This window comes from Pseudomonas sp. 09C 129, from assembly GCF_002843625.1.
Lineage (GTDB): Bacteria > Pseudomonadota > Gammaproteobacteria > Pseudomonadales > Pseudomonadaceae > Aquipseudomonas > Aquipseudomonas chlororaphis.
In genome coordinates this window covers 5,942,944-5,958,129 of sequence record NZ_CP025261.1, presented here as the reverse complement: position 1 = coordinate 5,958,129, position 15,186 = coordinate 5,942,944, and the positions used below count along the sequence as shown (strand labels likewise).

Annotated in this window: 15 protein-coding genes and 1 tRNA gene; 8 read left to right on the top strand and 8 right to left on the bottom strand. The window is 60.3% G+C overall.

What is annotated here, in order from left to right; all coding sequences use genetic code 11:
* Positions 1–95 precede the first annotated feature (95 nt).
* Complete coding sequence (vapB, locus tag CXQ81_RS31315) at positions 96–320, top strand: type II toxin-antitoxin system VapB family antitoxin (RefSeq protein ID WP_053262521.1); 225 nt, start codon at positions 96–98, stop codon at positions 318–320.
* A 33-nt stretch (positions 321–353) separates the two neighbouring features.
* Here the strand turns inward: vapB and CXQ81_RS26640 are convergent, their stop codons facing one another.
* From CXQ81_RS26640 to CXQ81_RS26615, 6 genes are all read right to left on the bottom strand, one after another.
* Positions 354–2,303, bottom strand: a complete 1,950-nt coding sequence (locus CXQ81_RS26640; protein WP_101338993.1) for an alkaline phosphatase D family protein — start codon at positions 2,301–2,303, stop codon at positions 354–356.
* A gap of 137 nt (positions 2,304–2,440) precedes the next feature.
* The gene (locus tag CXQ81_RS26635) at positions 2,441–2,971 is read right to left on the bottom strand and encodes a hypothetical protein (protein WP_256593435.1); all 531 of its coding nucleotides are present in this window, start codon (positions 2,969–2,971) and stop codon (positions 2,441–2,443) included.
* The gene (locus CXQ81_RS26630) at positions 2,968–3,702 is read right to left on the bottom strand and encodes an alpha/beta hydrolase (RefSeq protein ID WP_007929476.1); all 735 of its coding nucleotides are present in this window, start codon (positions 3,700–3,702) and stop codon (positions 2,968–2,970) included. The genes CXQ81_RS26635 and CXQ81_RS26630 overlap by 4 nt, the downstream gene beginning before the upstream one ends.
* Positions 3,703–3,705: 3 nt before the next feature.
* Positions 3,706–4,203, bottom strand: a complete 498-nt coding sequence (locus CXQ81_RS26625) for a PAAR domain-containing protein (RefSeq protein WP_101338991.1) — start codon at positions 4,201–4,203, stop codon at positions 3,706–3,708.
* Positions 4,204–4,790: 587 nt separating this feature from the next.
* The gene (locus CXQ81_RS26620; RefSeq protein WP_101338990.1) at positions 4,791–5,066 is read right to left on the bottom strand and encodes a hypothetical protein; all 276 of its coding nucleotides are present in this window, start codon (positions 5,064–5,066) and stop codon (positions 4,791–4,793) included.
* On the bottom strand, positions 5,053–5,841 hold the full coding sequence (locus tag CXQ81_RS26615; protein ID WP_092417643.1) for a VacJ family lipoprotein: 789 nt from the start codon (positions 5,839–5,841) through the stop codon (positions 5,053–5,055). The genes CXQ81_RS26620 and CXQ81_RS26615 overlap by 14 nt, the downstream gene beginning before the upstream one ends.
* Before the next feature lie 168 nt (positions 5,842–6,009).
* On the opposite strand from CXQ81_RS26615, the gene CXQ81_RS26610 reads away from it, so the two are divergent.
* Together CXQ81_RS26610 and CXQ81_RS26605 are read left to right on the top strand one after the other, a co-directional pair.
* A complete protein-coding gene (locus CXQ81_RS26610) occupies positions 6,010–6,720 on the top strand; it encodes a response regulator (RefSeq protein ID WP_009045463.1) in 711 nt (236 codons plus the stop codon).
* Positions 6,717–8,060 carry a cell wall metabolism sensor histidine kinase WalK gene (locus CXQ81_RS26605; RefSeq protein WP_101338989.1) on the top strand — a complete coding sequence of 448 codons (1,344 nt, stop codon included), beginning with the start codon at positions 6,717–6,719 and terminating at the stop codon, positions 8,058–8,060. Before CXQ81_RS26610 ends, CXQ81_RS26605 begins: the two co-directional genes overlap by 4 nt.
* A gap of 65 nt (positions 8,061–8,125) precedes the next feature.
* Here CXQ81_RS26605 and ppk2 read toward each other — a convergent pair whose 3' ends face one another.
* Both ppk2 and CXQ81_RS26595 read right to left on the bottom strand, forming a co-directional pair.
* Positions 8,126–9,214: a polyphosphate kinase 2 gene (ppk2, locus tag CXQ81_RS26600; protein WP_101338988.1), complete on the bottom strand. Its 1,089-nt coding sequence runs from the start codon at positions 9,212–9,214 to the stop codon at positions 8,126–8,128.
* A gap of 288 nt (positions 9,215–9,502) precedes the next feature.
* Positions 9,503–9,587: transfer RNA gene (locus tag CXQ81_RS26595), tRNA-Leu, on the bottom strand.
* Between the two features lie 108 nt (positions 9,588–9,695).
* On the opposite strand from CXQ81_RS26595, the gene queA reads away from it, so the two are divergent.
* The 5 genes from queA to secF all read left to right on the top strand — a co-directional run bounded on the left by queA (position 9,696) and on the right by secF (position 15,113).
* Positions 9,696–10,745: a tRNA preQ1(34) S-adenosylmethionine ribosyltransferase-isomerase QueA gene (queA, locus tag CXQ81_RS26590; RefSeq protein WP_007929508.1), complete on the top strand. Its 1,050-nt coding sequence runs from the start codon at positions 9,696–9,698 to the stop codon at positions 10,743–10,745.
* A 14-nt stretch (positions 10,746–10,759) separates the two neighbouring features.
* Positions 10,760–11,875 (top strand): tRNA guanosine(34) transglycosylase Tgt, encoded by a 1,116-nt coding sequence (gene tgt, locus CXQ81_RS26585; RefSeq protein ID WP_162096445.1) that lies wholly within the window; start codon positions 10,760–10,762, stop codon positions 11,873–11,875.
* 47 nt (positions 11,876–11,922) lie between these two features.
* The gene (yajC, locus tag CXQ81_RS26580; RefSeq protein ID WP_007929510.1) at positions 11,923–12,258 is read left to right on the top strand and encodes a preprotein translocase subunit YajC; all 336 of its coding nucleotides are present in this window, start codon (positions 11,923–11,925) and stop codon (positions 12,256–12,258) included.
* A gap of 62 nt (positions 12,259–12,320) precedes the next feature.
* The gene (secD, locus tag CXQ81_RS26575; protein ID WP_007929511.1) at positions 12,321–14,189 is read left to right on the top strand and encodes a protein translocase subunit SecD; all 1,869 of its coding nucleotides are present in this window, start codon (positions 12,321–12,323) and stop codon (positions 14,187–14,189) included.
* Between the two features lie 9 nt (positions 14,190–14,198).
* Positions 14,199–15,113: a protein translocase subunit SecF gene (gene secF / locus CXQ81_RS26570; protein WP_044464854.1), complete on the top strand. Its 915-nt coding sequence runs from the start codon at positions 14,199–14,201 to the stop codon at positions 15,111–15,113.
* Positions 15,114–15,186: the final 73 nt, after the last annotated feature.

The window sequence follows — 15,186 nt, the reverse complement described above, 5'->3', positions numbered from 1 at the left end:
GCCCAAGCATAGGGGAAAAGTTTGCCTGATCGTTGACCTGTTGGTGACGCGCGCTAGGCTGGTGGCTCTATTTGAAAACGCCAGGAGATAGCTCGATGGCGCAAGGATCAGTCTTTAGAAACAGCAGCGGTCAGACTATTTACCTGACTGAGGCTATGGCGTTTCCTGGTGATGTTACGCAAGTGGAGATCATCGCTATGGGGCGTACTCGGGTCATCGCTCCGGCTGGAGAAGCTTGGGACAGTTGGTTTGATGAGGCTTCTGTGAGTACGGACTGTATGACGGACAGGGATCAACCTGCTGAACCGAAAGACGTCTGAGCGACTCGGTTTTTGCCAAGTCGCTCTCACTCTTCAGTCTTCCTCCGGCGCCAGCATCCGGGTTTTCGGCGCGCCATTGGCGTTGTGCTGGTAGATCTCCCGGGGCTGGCCGTTGTCGTTGAAGAATACCTGGCCAATGCCCGCCGAGTTCCACAGTCGTTCGCCGGCCTCGCGATGTTCGGGGCTGTAGGGCACCACTCGCATCAGCCGGCGGCGGGTGAACCAGTTCAACGGCGAGCGCGGCGAATACAGCCAGCGATTGAGGCGGTCGAACCATTCCAGCAGGGTTGGCGGAAACTCGTTCTTGATGCCGCTGCTGGTGATCTGCCAGATCTTCGGCCCGCCCTTGCGGTGGCGGATCAGCACTTCGTAGACGAAGGAGTAATGCACGTCGCCGGAGAGGATCACGTAGTTACCCGGGGTGCGCGAGTGGCGAAAGATATTCAGGATCACCTGGGCCGCGCCGCGGTGGGCCATCCAGTTTTCCGCGTCCACCAGCAGTGGGTGACCGCACCAGCTGAAGACCTTCTGCACCGTCTCGATCAGCTTGACGCCGAACACCGGCGCCGGGGACACGATGATCGCCGACGGGTGATCCAGCAGTTCATGTTGCAGCTCGCTCAGGGCTTCCCAGTCGAGCAGGCCCGAGGGCTGCGCCAGGTTGAACTCGCTGCGCCAGCGCCGGGTGCGGGTGTCCAGCACCACCAGCGCCGGGGTGGTGGGCAGCGTGTATTGCCATTGCTGGAAGCGCAGCAATTCGTCGATCAGGGTGTCCTGGGTGGTGCTGTCCAGGTAGAGCGCATCGCCCTGGGCCTCGGCGCTCAGGGCGCGGGTGTGTTGCAGCGGCGTGGCGAAGGCATCCGGATTGTTGCCCCAGCCCTGGCATAGCATGTAGGCGATCAGCGCATTGCCGATGATGCGTTTGGAAAACGGGTGGCCGTAGGCGGTTTCTTCCCACTGGGCGCTGAGGTTCCAGTCGTCGGTGATGTCGTGGTCGTCGAAGATCATCAGGCTCGGCAGGTGGGCGAACACCCGCGCCACGCCGCCCAGGCCCTTGGCGAAAGCCTCGATCCGCACTTGTTCGCGCTGGTAGCGCTGCTGCTCCTTGGCATCCAGCTGCGGCGGTCGTGGATCGATCAGGCGCCAGGGCAGCGGCGACCAGACCAGCAGGTACATGGCCATGACTTCGGCAAAGGTCACCAAATGGTTGTCGGCGCTGCTGCTGGTGAAGATCGGCTTCTTCACCCCGCCGAAGAAACGCTCGCGCAGGGTCTCGTTGCTTTTCAGCGCCGGCAGCAATTCGGCGCGTTTGTAATAGCTGGCGCGATGCCGGTAAAGCGCGGCGCTGTCGCTCACCACCGCGCCTTCCAGATGCTCGCCGAACAAACCCAGGCGCTCGATCAGCGCATGAATCGCCCGCAGCATCGGCCCGGCCACGTCGTCGGCGTATACCTGGTCGCCGGTCATCAGCAGCAGGGCAGGGCGTTGCTGCGGATCGGCTGTTTCCGCCAGCAGGCGATCGACGCAAAGCAAACCCTCGTCCGCCGCATGATGGGGCTTGCGGCAGGAGCCGTGGACCAACTGCTGGATGCGGCTGTGCAGCACAAAATCCGGCTGCTGCTTTTGCCCATACAGCAAATGCGGCGCCCACTCGGCGATCCCCGAACTGGAGCCGTCGGCGTTGGCGATCAGCAGGTCATAGTCGATGGGCACATCGCAAGGCAGGGGATTGTCCAGCGGCAGATCTATCAGATGGATAAACGCGTGCTGGCCTACAGGGATGACCTGGCACTGCTCGGCGCTGAGCGGGTAGTCGCGGATTTGCGCCTCGCTGCCTGCCTGCAAACGCAACGTCAGCTCCAGCGCCCGCGAGCCCGCCAGCCACAGCACCAGCCGCGTGGGTTCCAGGCGGCGCAGCAGGGGGCCGGCGAGGACGCAGGGCAAGTTGTTGCTAGCAGCGGTCGAGGGGGACGTTCGAGACACGCGAATTCAAAGCTCATACGGCAGACGGAAGCGCCGATAGTACCGCAGCTGATGTCGAAGATTTGTCAGCCAGTGCTCAGGTTGCTAGGGAGAGTCGCGCAGGGAGGGGGTAAGAACTGCGCGGTACTCGTAGAGGGCTACGGGGTCTCGGGTTTATTGATTTCTCGAAGCAGATCGGCAACGGGTAATTGCAGGGTGTTGGAGTAGTAGGCCTTGTAGCCATAGGCGGTGATAAGTGCTTTGCACGGAATCGTCTTTTTGTTGGCTAACAAGGCGTTCAATTCTTCGACAGAGAGGTCGCGACGGGATTGTCCTTTGTCGAGGGTTTCACTCAAAAAAGCCTCAGTGAAAAAGATTGAAGTTGGTTGATTCGCTTGAGCCGTATCAGCCTGAATCCTGCCATAGGCAGAACGCGCAATTTCATGCTCAACAGAAAAGTCATAGTCACCGTCTAATGCACAAATAAATTGAGCTGAGGCAATACCTTCTCCCATACCTCTTCCGTAGAGATCCAGAAGGTTGATGTTTGATTCGTAGCGGATGATGTACAGCGAAAGATCCGCTTTGCGTTCGACAGAAATGAAACTCAAGTCTGCTGGCGGTTTCTCATGATCTTTTGCGCAGGAGGAACAGGCGATAGCCAGTAGAAGCAGCCATAGTCTTTTCATGTTTTTGCCAGCTTGTTGGTAATGGATTCAAAGATGATATCGCAGGCGGATTGTGAGCCCACAATTGGCCGCATGAACATACCAAATGCATTTGCATGATTAATATCCATGTTTAGATTCAAATCAGGCCCGCTATTCATTATCCATCTTTCACCAAAGTCCGCGACTTTGTCTGAATCGTCAGGTTTGGATGGTGTGGCTCTGATGTTGATCCACTTCTCCGCAACCGGTGTAGGCGCAGATCCGGCAATGTCAGAGCCAAGCCACACCAGCGTACCTTCTCCGACGGGGTCGAGAGTCACCAGTGTTGTTATGGTGTACCCCCAGTCAGCCATGGTTTTAGTCAAATGCCCGCTGTTCCAGCCTCCCAAGCTATGGCCAATAATGTAAATAGGGCACGATTTATAAGGGATAATATTCAAGACATTTTTCTGAATATCTTTCTTTCCTCTAATCTGGTTGTACCCAAGCCATGCGGATCTGTATTTTCCTTGTTTTTGTAAGGTATTGGCTCGCTTATCTAAGGGCTCTTGTGCGTATTTTATATTTTCATAAGGGCCAGAAAAATAATAACTTTCCTTGTCCCCTGCACCCCCCACAAAAAACACAATGGCCTTGGTGCTTTCGATAGGAATGACTTTGTCACTCTTGTCTTTTTTATCCGTAAGCGTGTGCTCGGCTTTCAACTTGACGGGTTTACCGTTCGCCGAGGTAATGGTGTTGGCTTCCATGCGTCACTCTTCCAAAAACAACTTGATGCTTTCTGCAACATGCGAGCTGATTTCATGGGTGAAGCCAGCGGCGTCCGAAACCCCATGCTCAAGGCGCCCATCGGCCCGTTGGATCACGTAAGCATGATTGGGCATCGGTTCGCCCGTTACATCGTTCACCAGCTTCAAACGGTCGGTGAAGTTCACCGGCATGGGTAGGAGCCCGGAGAAGGGAGCGTTGACCACCGTGTCGCCAATGATGACGGTGCCGGAACCCCCGACGATGATGTTGCCGTGCCCGCCGGTGCTGTCCAGCGTGGCGGCATTCAAGCCATTGATGAATACAGTGCTGGAAACCGCCCCGGTGATGGGGCTGCCGCAAGCTGATTGGTCACTCTTTCGAGCGGCGGCCAGGCCGTCGAAAATGACATTGGGCGAACCCGTGACGATAGGGTTGGTGCCATGGCCCGGAAGCGGGCAGGCGGTTGGGTCGCTGACGCGGGCAGCGGGTTTGCCACTCATGATCGGTCCTTGAAGTGTTGCGAGTCATCCATTTGGGGCGCGCATGATGCAGTAGCCGAGCAGGTTCTTCAAATCTGAATGCCCATCATCGGATTCAACTTTTAATCGATGCTCAGGCGTATGCGTTTCGTTGCCAGGTGCAAAAAGCCCTCCGCCGGAAACCGAGGGAGGGCTGCACGCAAGACATGGTGAAACTACCTGTTTTTAATCATCGCCGGTTGGGGTCTCAAGTACCCAGTGGGGTTCACCCTCGGGAGTCGGGGGCATCTTGTTGCCGATACCGATTGACCGGGTTTTGCTTGGGCTACCTGCGGGGTACCAGGTGCCGCCTTGTGGACATTTGTCGCCGATGTTGGCGGTTGCGCCTGCTTCTAGTGTCATGTTCATTTCTCTTTGAGTGTCACCGGGATTAGTGACCTTCGAACCATGACACCGGGACTTTTAAAAACAAACCAAGTCAGAGTTATCATTCTTTTTATGGGAATTATCTGTTTGTCACGACCGACAATGCTTTACGCAACGTTCAGACGCTGCTCTCCAATCAGACTCTTCATCCGTCGTTTCCAAGGCGGGTGCTTGCCTCGGTTTTAAGCCGAAGCTCTTTGCGACTCTCTATTCTGTACCAACACCTGCGGCTCCCCCTGCTTGATCACCCAACGAATCAACTCGGTCACGCTGATGCGGTGTTGGCGTTCGACCCATTCCAGGCCTTCGGGGCTGTAGTGCTCGCTGTAACGGCTGAGGGTCAGGTGCTGCTGGTCGTCTGACAGGCGCAGGCTGACTTCGCGGCATTGCAGGGAGGCGTCGCCGTGTTTGGCTACGCGTTGCAGCAGGACCAGGGCGTCGGTTTCAGAAGTCATCATGAGTCGCTCCTTCACAGCGGTTTTTCGCGGGGCTGGTAGCGCCTTGCTTGCCTTCCTGCACGAAGGCGGCGCGGTGTTCGGCGTTCACGTCGCGCAGGGCGCTGTAGTAGTCGGGCATGGTTTTCAGGCTGTCGGTCAGCGGCAGCAGGGCGGCGCGGCCGTCCACTACGCCGCCGACCATGGCGACAGTGCCTAGGGTCTGCACGGTGTCGCTGTTGTCGCCGAAGGGGGAGACCACGAAGTTGAGGATCTTGCCCACGGAGTCGCGGCTGTTGTCGGTGCCCAGCAGCGGCAGTTCGACGATGGGACCGTTGCCGATGCCCCACACGCCGAAGGTCTGGCCGAAGTCGGCGGTGTGGCGTGGGATGCCGAGCGGGTCCGAGACGTTGAACAGGCCGAGCACGCCGACCGTGGTGTTGACTGCAAAGCGCCCCAGGCTGTTGACCGAGCGCTGCGGGTTGCCCTGCAGCAGGTCGTTGATGAAGACCTTGGGCTCGCCGAAGTTGCTCGCGAAGTTGTGCACACCCTGTTGCATGAAGTCGGGCAGGTGGCGGTAACCGCGGGCGACCGGTGCCAGTGCGTAGTCGTCGACGGCCTTGTTGAAGGCGAACACGCCACGGTTGACCGGCTCGGCGGGGTCATAGATCGGATAGTCGACCTTCGCGCAGGCGGTTTGGGTAGTGGGGCCCGGGCTGGTACAGCCCGCCAGGTAGGACAGGGACAGCAGCAGGGCGGTATGACGAGGCAGGCGGGCGGAACACAGGAATGAGCGCATGGGCGGCGGACCTTGGGAACAGGGAGGCCGATGCTGGCATGGGCGTTTTGCTTAAAGATGTCTGCTTTATTGCGGGGTTGTCGGTTTGTTACTGCGTTGAAATATATGACGGGCCGCGTCCAATGGTTTTGAATGACAGCTCATTCCGAGCTTGAGTGATACACACTGGTGAGCAGTCTGTTGATCGTGGACGACGACCTTGAGGTCCTCGCGCTGCTGAAGAAATTTTTTGTGCAACACGGCTACTCGGTGGAAGTCGCCACCGAGGGCGCTTCGCTGTGGGCGGCGCTGGAGCGGCAGGTGCCGGACCTGATCATTCTCGACCTGATGCTGCCGGGGGAAAACGGCCTGACCCTGTGCCAGCGCCTGCGCCAGCAGCACGCCGTGCCGGTGATCATGCTGACCGCCATGGGCGAATTGAGCGACCGCGTGGTGGGGTTGGAAATGGGCGCCGACGATTACCTGAGCAAGCCCTTCGATGCCCGCGAGTTGCTGGCCCGGGTGCGCGCGGTGCTGCGCCGGGCCGGGGAGAGTCGACCGGTGACCGGGGAGGTGCCGCGCCCGTTGATCCGGTTCGCCGACTGGCAATTGGACCTGACCCGCCGCGAACTGCGCTCGCCAGACCAGGTGATGATCCCGCTGTCGGCGGGGGAGTTCGACCTGCTGCTGGTATTCGTCGAGCATCCGCAACGCATCCTCACCCGCGAGCAGTTGCTCGACCTGGCGCGCGGGCAGGCCCATGACGCCTTCGACCGCAGCATCGATGTGCAGGTCAGTCGCCTGCGGCGCAAGCTGGAGTTCGACACCAAGCGCCCGGCGATGATTCGCACGGTGCGCAATGGCGGCTATCTGTTCACCCCCAGCGTGACCCGCCAATGAGAGCAAGACACAGACCGGGCGGCCCGCGCGACACCATTGCCCGCTGGATCGCCCTGACCACCCTGATGGCGATGCTCACCGCGCTGGCCTTCAATGCGCTGTTCGTGCAGTTGGCCGGGGTCTGGGCCAAGCCACCGTTGAGCGAATCCGGCCTGGTGGAGCGGATCGCGTCTATTACCAACATGATCGAGGCCGCCGAACCGACGCAGCGCTCGCGCCTGGCTGAAGTGGCCAGCAATCCGGTCTTGAGCGTGACCTGGCACAACAGGCGACAAGACATCTCGGTGCCGGTGACCGACGACCCGGAATACCGCACGGATTCGGAGGGGCTTCGGCAGTTGCTCAAATCGCCGAACGGGCATATCGAGGCTTATCAGCCCAGCGATTGGCCCGGGCCGAACGGCCAGTACGCGTTGCTGATCCAATTGGCCGACGATTCCTGGCTGATGTTTTCTTCGGCGTCGCGCAGTTGGGGGCTGGACGAGGGGCCGCGTAACGTGATCGTGATCGGGCTGGTGTTGTTGTCCACCGTCCTGGTCGCCTTGATCGCCACCCGCCGCCTGGCCAAGCCCTTGCAACAGTTCGCCCTGGGCGCGCGGCGCTTTGGCGTGGACTTTCGCGCACCGCCCATCGAGCCGGTCGGGCCCCACGAGATTCGCCAGGCGATCCTCGCGTTCAACGCCATGCAGGCCCAGTTGCAGCACTTCATCAAGGACCGCACGCAGATGCTCGCGGCGATCTCCCATGACCTGCGTACCCCCCTGACGCGCATGCGCCTGCGCGGCGAGTTCATCGAGGACCCCGAGCAGCAGCGTCGGCTGTTCCATGACGTCGACGAGATGCAGGCGATGATCAACTCGGCCCTGGATTTCTTCCGTGACGATGCGCGGCTGGAGGAGGCGACGTCCTTCGATCTGGCGGAACTGCTGCAAACTCTGGTCGACGATTACCGCGACCAGTCCATCGACATCGCGTTCAGCGGCCCGCCGCGCCTGGTGTATTTCGGCCGCCCGCTGGGGCTCAAGCGGGTCATGAGCAACCTGCTGGAAAACGCCATCAAATATGGCAGCGAACCGGCGATTGAAGTGGTGGCGGATGCCGAGCAGGTGAAGGTCTGTGTGCTGGATCGCGGGCCGGGGATTCCCGTCGAGTGGCAGGAACAGGTGTTCGAACCGTTCTTCCGCATGGAAAGCTCACGCAACCGCAACACCGGCGGCGTCGGCCTGGGGCTTTCCGCGGCGCGGGCGATCGTGCTGGAGCATGGCGGCGAACTGCGCTTGCGCAACCGTGACGGTGGCGGGCTGCAGGCCTGTGTATTGTTGCCGGTGCAGGGTATCTAGCTGGCTGGCCCTGCTTCAGGATCTTTCAGCGATCCTGGAGCGGGGCCCGCTTCAAGGCTGGCTGCCTAGGCGAGTGTCGCCTGCGGATTGCGCACCGGCTCCGCGGCCGCTTCGTTGTACACCCGCTCGTCTTCCTCCATCACCCGGGATGCCCGGCCCACCAGCACAGGGTCGGGTTGATGGGCCACGCGCAGGTTCTTGCCCGGATAGTCGAGGGAATGCAGGAAGTGGCGGATGCAGTTGATCCGCGCGCGCTTCTTGTCGTCCGACTTGATCACTGTCCAGGGCGCATCGGCGGTGTCAGTGTGGAAGAACATCGCCTGTTTGGCGGCGGTGTATTCGTCCCACTTGTCCAGCGACTTGATGTCGATGGGCGAGAGCTTCCAGTGCTTGAGCGGGTCGTCGCGGCGCGAAATGAAGCGGCGCAGTTGCTCATCGCGATTGACCGAGAACCAGTACTTGAACAGCAGGATGCCGCTGTTGCACAGCATGCGTTCCAGTTCGGGCGTCTGGCGCATGAACTCCAGGTATTGCAGGGGCGAGCAGAAATCCATGACCCGCTCGACCCCGGCGCGGTTGTACCAAGAGCGATCGAAGAACACCATTTCCCCGGCGGTGGGCAGGTGCTGGATGTAGCGTTGGAAATACCACTGGCCCTGTTCCTGTTCGCTGGGCTTTTCCAGGGCGACGATCCGCGCGCCCCGCGGGTTCAGGTGCTCCATGAAGCGTTTGATGGTGCCGCCCTTGCCCGCGGCATCGCGCCCCTCGAACAGCACCACGACGCGCTGCCCGGTTTCCTTGACCCAGCTTTGCACCTTGAGCAGTTCGATCTGCAATTCCTGCTTGGCCTTTTCATATTCGGCGCGGCGCATGCGGCTGCGGTACGGGTAACTGGCCGGCAGCTTGGCGGTGGAGCTGTCTTCATTACTGCCATGGGGCGCGCTGGCCACCTGCAGGGCGACCGGCTGCTGGCTGATGGCGCTGATTTCGGCCTCGGCGGTTTTGGCCGCGGCAGGTTTAGTGGTAGCGCGTGGCCGGCGCGGGCGTGGGGTGGCGGGCTTGCGTGGGGCGCTTTTGCTGCTGGCCGTGACGGTCGGTTTGGCTGTGGGTGTGGCTTTTTCGGGAAGGGGACGCGCGGTGGATTCTTCGCTCATATCGGGCCTGTCTGATCGCTCCAATGTCTTTCAGACAGTCTATGGCGCACAAGTCAGGGCTTCTTGATGCGTATCAAGGAAGCTTTTGAGCAGGTTTGCATTGGCGCTTTTTAGTCCTCTGTAGGAGCGAGGCTTGCCCGCGAAACAGACGCTGCGCAGTAGCAGTCTCTCCGCGTCATCGTTCATCGCGAGCAAGCTTCGCTCCTGCGGAATCCTGGCGCGCAGGGGCTGCGGCACTTTTCTGCAGGCGAAAAAAAAGACCTTGAATTTCAAGGTCTTTTTTAAGTTTGGTGCCCCGAGGGAGACTCGAACTCCCACTTCTCTCGAAAACGGATTTTGAATCCGCCGCGTCTACCAATTCCGCCATCAGGGCTCAATGGCGGCGAAGTATAGAGACGTGCCTACCGTTGGTCAATCAGGTTTCATGGTCAATTTTGGCTATTTCCGCTAAACTTTCCGGCCCTGCTAGACGAACCCCATCATGCGTGTTGCTGACTTTACCTTCGAGCTCCCTGATTCGCTGATCGCCCGCCACCCCCTGGCCGAGCGTCGCGCGAGCCGCCTGTTGACCCTGGATGGGCTCACCGGCGCCCTGGCCCACCGTCAATTCACTGATTTGCTTGAGCATTTGCGCCCGGGCGACTTGATGGTGTTCAACAATACCCGGGTGATTCCGGCGCGCCTGTTTGGCCAGAAGGCTTCCGGCGGCAAGCTGGAAATCCTCGTGGAGCGGGTGCTCGACAGCCACCGTGTGCTGGCCCATGTGCGCTCCAGCAAGTCGCCGAAACCGGGTTCGAAGATCCTGATCGACGGCGGTGGCGAGGCCGAGATGCTGGCCCGCCACGACACCCTGTTCGAGCTGGGGTTTGCCGAGGAGGTGCTGCCGTTGCTGGAGCGCGTCGGCCATATGCCGTTGCCTCCTTATATAGACCGCCCGGACGAAGACTCGGACCGCGAGCGTTATCAGACCGTGTATTCCGAGCGCCTGGGCGCGGTGGCCGCGCCGACCGCGGGGCTGCACTTCGACCAGCCGCTGCTGGAGGCGATTGCCGCCAAGGGCGTCGAGACCGCGTTCGTGACCCTGCATGTCGGCGCCGGGACTTTCCAGCCGGTGCGGGTGGAGCGCATCGAAGATCACCATATGCACAACGAATGGCTGGAAGTCAGCCAGGACGTGGTGGATGCGGTGGCTGCCTGCCGCGCGCGCGGCGGTCGGGTGGTGGCGGTGGGGACCACCAGCGTACGCTCCCTGGAAAGCGCGGCGCGCGATGGCGTGCTCAAGCCGTTCAGCGGCGACACCGACATCTTTATCTACCCGGGCCGACCGTTCCATGTGGTCGATGCCCTGGTCACCAACTTCCATTTGCCCGAATCCACGCTGTTGATGCTGGTTTCGGCGTTCGCCGGTTATCCCGAAGCCATGGCCGCCTACAAGGCTGCCGTCGAGCATGGATACCGCTTTTTCAGCTACGGTGATGCGATGTTCATCACCCGCAATCCCGCGCCACGCGGCCCTGAGGATCAAGCATGAGTCGCACCTGTCGTATGTCTTTCGAGCTGCTCGCCACCGATGGCAAGGCTCGTCGCGGTCGTCTGACCTTCCCCCGCGGCACTGTGGAAACCCCGGCCTTCATGCCCGTGGGCACCTACGGCACGGTCAAGGGCATGCTGCCGCGGGACATCGTCGCCACTGGCGCCGAGATTATCCTGGGCAACACCTTCCACCTGTGGCTGCGCCCGGGCACCGAAGTGATCAAGAAGCACGGCGACCTGCATGATTTCATGCAGTGGAAAGGCCCGATCCTCACCGACTCCGGCGGTTTCCAGGTGTTCAGCCTGGGCGCTATGCGCAAGATCAAGGAGGAGGGCGTGACCTTCGCCTCGCCGGTCGACGGCGCCAAAGTCTTCATGGGCCCGGAAGAGTCGATGCAGGTCCAGCGCGACCTGGGCTCGGACATCGTGATGATCTTCGACGAATGCACCCCGTACCCGGCCGACGAAGACGTCGCACGGGTGTCCATGGAGCTGTCACTGCGCTGGGCCCAGCGCTCGAAGAACGCCCATGGCGACAACACGGCGGCGCTGTTCGGCATCGTCCAGGGCGGCATGCACCAGGACCTGCGCATGCGCTCCCTGGAAGGCCTGGACAAGATCGGCTTCGACGGCCTGGCCATTGGCGGCCTGTCGGTGGGCGAGCCCAAGCACGAGATGATCAAGGTGCTGGACTACCTGCCAGGCCAGATGCCAGCAGACAAACCTCGTTACCTTATGGGTGTTGGCAAGCCGGAAGATCTGGTTGAGGGTGTGCGCCGCGGGGTGGACATGTTCGATTGCGTGATGCCAACCCGTAATGCCCGCAATGGGCACTTGTTCATTGACACTGGCGTGCTGAAGATCCGCAACGCGTTCCATCGCCATGATGATTCGCCGCTGGATCCGACCTGCGATTGCTATACCTGCCAGAACTTCTCCCGTGCTTATCTGCATCATCTGGACAAGTGCGGCGAAATGCTGGGGAGCATGCTCAATACCATCCATAATTTGCGTCATTACCAACGGCTTATGGCTGGTTTGCGCGAGGCTATTCAACAGGGTACATTGGCCGCCTTTGTCGATTCCTTCTATGCCAAACGCGGGTTACCCGTGCCGCCTTTAGAATAAGTTCTAAAGACGTTTAGACCCACTTTTGCAATTATCCGGAGTGTTACATGAGCTTTTTTATCTCGACTGCAATGGCTGATGCTGCTGCACCTGCTGCTGGCCCCGCCGGCACTGGCTTTGAGTGGATTTTCCTGGTCGGTTTCCTGGTCATCTTCTACCTGATGATCTGGCGTCCACAGGCCAAGCGCGCCAAAGAGCAAAAGAACCTGCTGGGCAGCCTGCAGAAAGGTGACGAAGTTGTGACTACTGGCGGTATCGCCGGCAAGATCACCAAAGTGACCGATGACTTCGTAGTGCTGGAAGTTTCCGACACTATCGAGATGAAGTTTCAGAAAGGCGCGATCGCTGCCACGCTGCCAAAAGGCACGCTGAAGGCGATCTAAGTTTCAACTTTTACCAATCGACGGGGCGCGCAAGGCGCCCCGCTTCATAAACGGGCGGCGTGATGCTGAACAAATACCCTCTGTGGAAATACGTACTGATCCTGGCGGTGCTGGCGATCGGTTTTATTTATTCCGCTCCCAATCTATACCCTGATGATCCGGCCATTCAGGTCAGCGGCGCGAGTACCGCGTTGCAGGTCACTCAGGCGGATCTGGATCGTGCGAGCAAAGCACTCACCGACGCCGGGATCAACGTCAAGGCAGCGACCATCGCGGCCAAGGGCAAGGGCGGCCTGTTGCGTCTGACCAAGCAGGAAGACCAGCTTCCAGCCAAGGACGTCGTGCGCAAGGCCCTGGGTGACGACTACGTCGTTGCATTGAACCTGGCACAAACCACCCCGCAATGGCTGCGCAACCTCGGCGCGCATCCGATGAAGCTGGGCCTGGACTTGTCCGGTGGTGTGCACTTCTTGCTGGAAGTGGACATGGAGAAAGCCCTCGACGCACGCCTGAAAGTCTACGAAGGCGATGTGAAGAGCCTGCTGCGTAAAGAGCGTCTGCGCTATCGCAGCCTGCCGCAGCTGGGCGGTGCCATTCAGCTGGGCTTCAGCGACGAAGCGACCCGTGAACAGGCCCGTGCGCTGATCCGCAAGAACTTCAACGATTTCGACATTGTTCCGGCCGACCTCAATGGTCAGGCGGTGCTGCGTCTGGCGATGACCCCGGCCAAGCTGGCGGAAATCCGTGAATACTCCATCAAGCAGAACTTGACCACGGTACGTAACCGCGTCAACGAGCTGGGTGTTGCCGAGCCTCTGGTTCAGCGCCAGGGTGCCAACCGTATCGTGGTTGAGCTGCCGGGCGTGCAGGACACCGCTGAAGCCAAGCGTATCCTGGGCAAGACGGCCAACCTTGAGTTCCGTCTGGCCGCTGAGCCGGGCGCTTCGAAAGCCACTTCCGAGTCTTTCGAGTTCCGTGAAGGCAATCGTCCTCCTGCGCTGATCGAGCGTGGCCTGATCATTACCGGTGACCAGGTGACCGACGCCCAGGCGGGCTTCGACGAGCATGGTCGTCCACAGGTGAACATCAAGCTCGATGGCCACGGCGGCGAGCTGATGAGCCGTTCGACCCGCAGCAACGTCGGTCGCAGCATGGCGGTGATCTTCATCGAGCAGAAGCCGACCACCACTTACACCAAGCAAGTGGTCGACGGTGTCGAGAAAGACGTCGCGGTGCAGAGCTTCAAGGAAGAGAAGAAGATCATCAGCCTGGCGACCATTCAGTCGCCGCTGGGTAGCCAGTTCCGCATCACCGGCCTGAACGGCCAGGGCGAGTCCTCCGAGCTGGCGCTGCTGCTGCGTGCCGGTGGCCTGGCCGCGCCGATGTACTTCGCCGAAGAGCGCACCATCGGCCCGAGCCTGGGTGCCGACAACATCACCAAGGGTATCGATGCGTCGCTGTGGGGCATGCTGTTCGTGTCGCTGTTCATCATCGCCATCTACCGTTTCTTCGGCATCATCGCCACCGTGGCGCTGGCGCTGAACATGGTGCTGCTGCTGGCCCTGATGTCCTTGCTGGGGGCTACGCTGACCCTGCCGGGTATCGCCGGTATCGTGTTGACCATGGGTATGGCGGTGGACGCCAACGTACTGATCTTCTCGCGGATACGTGAAGAGATCGCCGCCGGCATGACCGTGCAGCGGGCAATCAACGAAGGCTTCGGCCGGGCATTCACCGCGATTCTCGACTCCAACCTGACCACATTGCTGGTCGGCGGGATTCTCTTTGCCATGGGCACCGGCCCGGTCAAAGGCTTTGCGGTGACCATGTCCCTCGGGATCTTTACCTCGATGTTCACGGCCATCTGGCTGACCCGCGCGATGGTCAACCTGATCTTCGGCGGTCGTGACTTCAAGAAGTTGTGGATTTAAGGGGCTGCCATGTTACGTACTATCAACTTCATGGGCGTGCGCAACGTTGCGTTCGGCCTCACTGTGCTCCTGACCGTTCTGGCGCTGTTCAGCTGGTTCCACAAGGGGTTGAACTATGGCCTGGACTTTACCGGCGGTACGCTCATCGAGCTGACCTACGAGCGTCCGGCGGATGTGATGAAGGTTCGTGCTCAACTGAGCGAGTCCGGCTATCACGAAGCGATCGTGCAAAGCTTCGGTGCGACCACCGATCTGCTGGTGCGGATGCCGGGTGAAGACCCGCAACTGGGCCACCAGGTGGCGGAGGCGCTGCAGAAGACCGGCGGCGACAACCCGGCGCAGGTCAAGCGCGTCGAGTTCGTCGGCCCGCAAGTGGGTGAAGAGCTGCGCGACCAGGGCGGCCTCGGCATGCTGATGGCGCTGGGCGGCATCCTGATCTACCTGGCCTTCCGCTTTCAGTGGAAGTTCGCGGTCGGCGCCATCGTCTCCCTGATCCACGACGTGGTGGTGACTGTGGGTATCCTGTCGTTCTTCCAGATCACCTTCGACCTGACGGTGCTGGCGGCGGTACTGGCGATCATCGGCTACTCGCTCAACGACACCATCGTGGTGTTCGACCGGGTGCGTGAGAACTTCCGTGTGCTGCGCAAGGCCAGCCTGATCGAGAACATCAACATCTCGACCACTCAGACCCTGTTGCGCACCATGGCGACCTCGATCTCCACCCTGCTGGCGATCGCGGCACTGCTGTTCTTCGGTGGCGACAACCTGTGGGGCTTCTCCATCGCCTTGTTCGTTGGTGTCCTGGCGGGTACCTACTCGTCGATCTACATCGCCAACGTGGTGCTGATCTGGCTGAACCTGAGCAGCGAGGATTTGATTCCTCCGGCCAATACCGAGAAGGAAGTCGACGACCGTCCATAACGGTTTTCCCTTCCCGCCAAGTAGTCGAAAAGGCGCGAGTATTGAACTCGCGCCTTTTTTTATGCTCCAAGGC

Bases quoted from the DNA above. Each gene is read 5' to 3' on its own strand.
- yajC (WP_007929510.1), top strand. From the start codon at position 11,923: ATGAGCTTTTTTATCTCGACTGCAATGGCTGATGCTGCTGCACCTGCT.
- CXQ81_RS26630 (WP_007929476.1), bottom strand. From the start codon at position 3,702: ATGGAAGCCAACACCATTACCTCGGCGAACGGTAAACCCGTCAAGTTG.
- secD (WP_007929511.1), top strand. From the start codon at position 12,321: ATGCTGAACAAATACCCTCTGTGGAAATACGTACTGATCCTGGCGGTG.
- secF (WP_044464854.1), top strand. From the start codon at position 14,199: ATGTTACGTACTATCAACTTCATGGGCGTGCGCAACGTTGCGTTCGGC.
- CXQ81_RS26625 (WP_101338991.1), bottom strand. From the start codon at position 4,203: ATGAGTGGCAAACCCGCTGCCCGCGTCAGCGACCCAACCGCCTGCCCG.
- CXQ81_RS26605 (WP_101338989.1), top strand. From the start codon at position 6,717: ATGAGAGCAAGACACAGACCGGGCGGCCCGCGCGACACCATTGCCCGC.
- ppk2 (WP_101338988.1), bottom strand. From the start codon at position 9,214: ATGAGCGAAGAATCCACCGCGCGTCCCCTTCCCGAAAAAGCCACACCC.
- queA (WP_007929508.1), top strand. From the start codon at position 9,696: ATGCGTGTTGCTGACTTTACCTTCGAGCTCCCTGATTCGCTGATCGCC.
- CXQ81_RS26615 (WP_092417643.1), bottom strand. From the start codon at position 5,841: ATGCGCTCATTCCTGTGTTCCGCCCGCCTGCCTCGTCATACCGCCCTG.
- CXQ81_RS26635 (WP_256593435.1), bottom strand. From the start codon at position 2,971: ATGAAAAGACTATGGCTGCTTCTACTGGCTATCGCCTGTTCCTCCTGC.
- vapB (WP_053262521.1), top strand. From the start codon at position 96: ATGGCGCAAGGATCAGTCTTTAGAAACAGCAGCGGTCAGACTATTTAC.
- tgt (WP_162096445.1), top strand. From the start codon at position 10,760: ATGTCTTTCGAGCTGCTCGCCACCGATGGCAAGGCTCGTCGCGGTCGT.
- CXQ81_RS26620 (WP_101338990.1), bottom strand. From the start codon at position 5,066: ATGATGACTTCTGAAACCGACGCCCTGGTCCTGCTGCAACGCGTAGCC.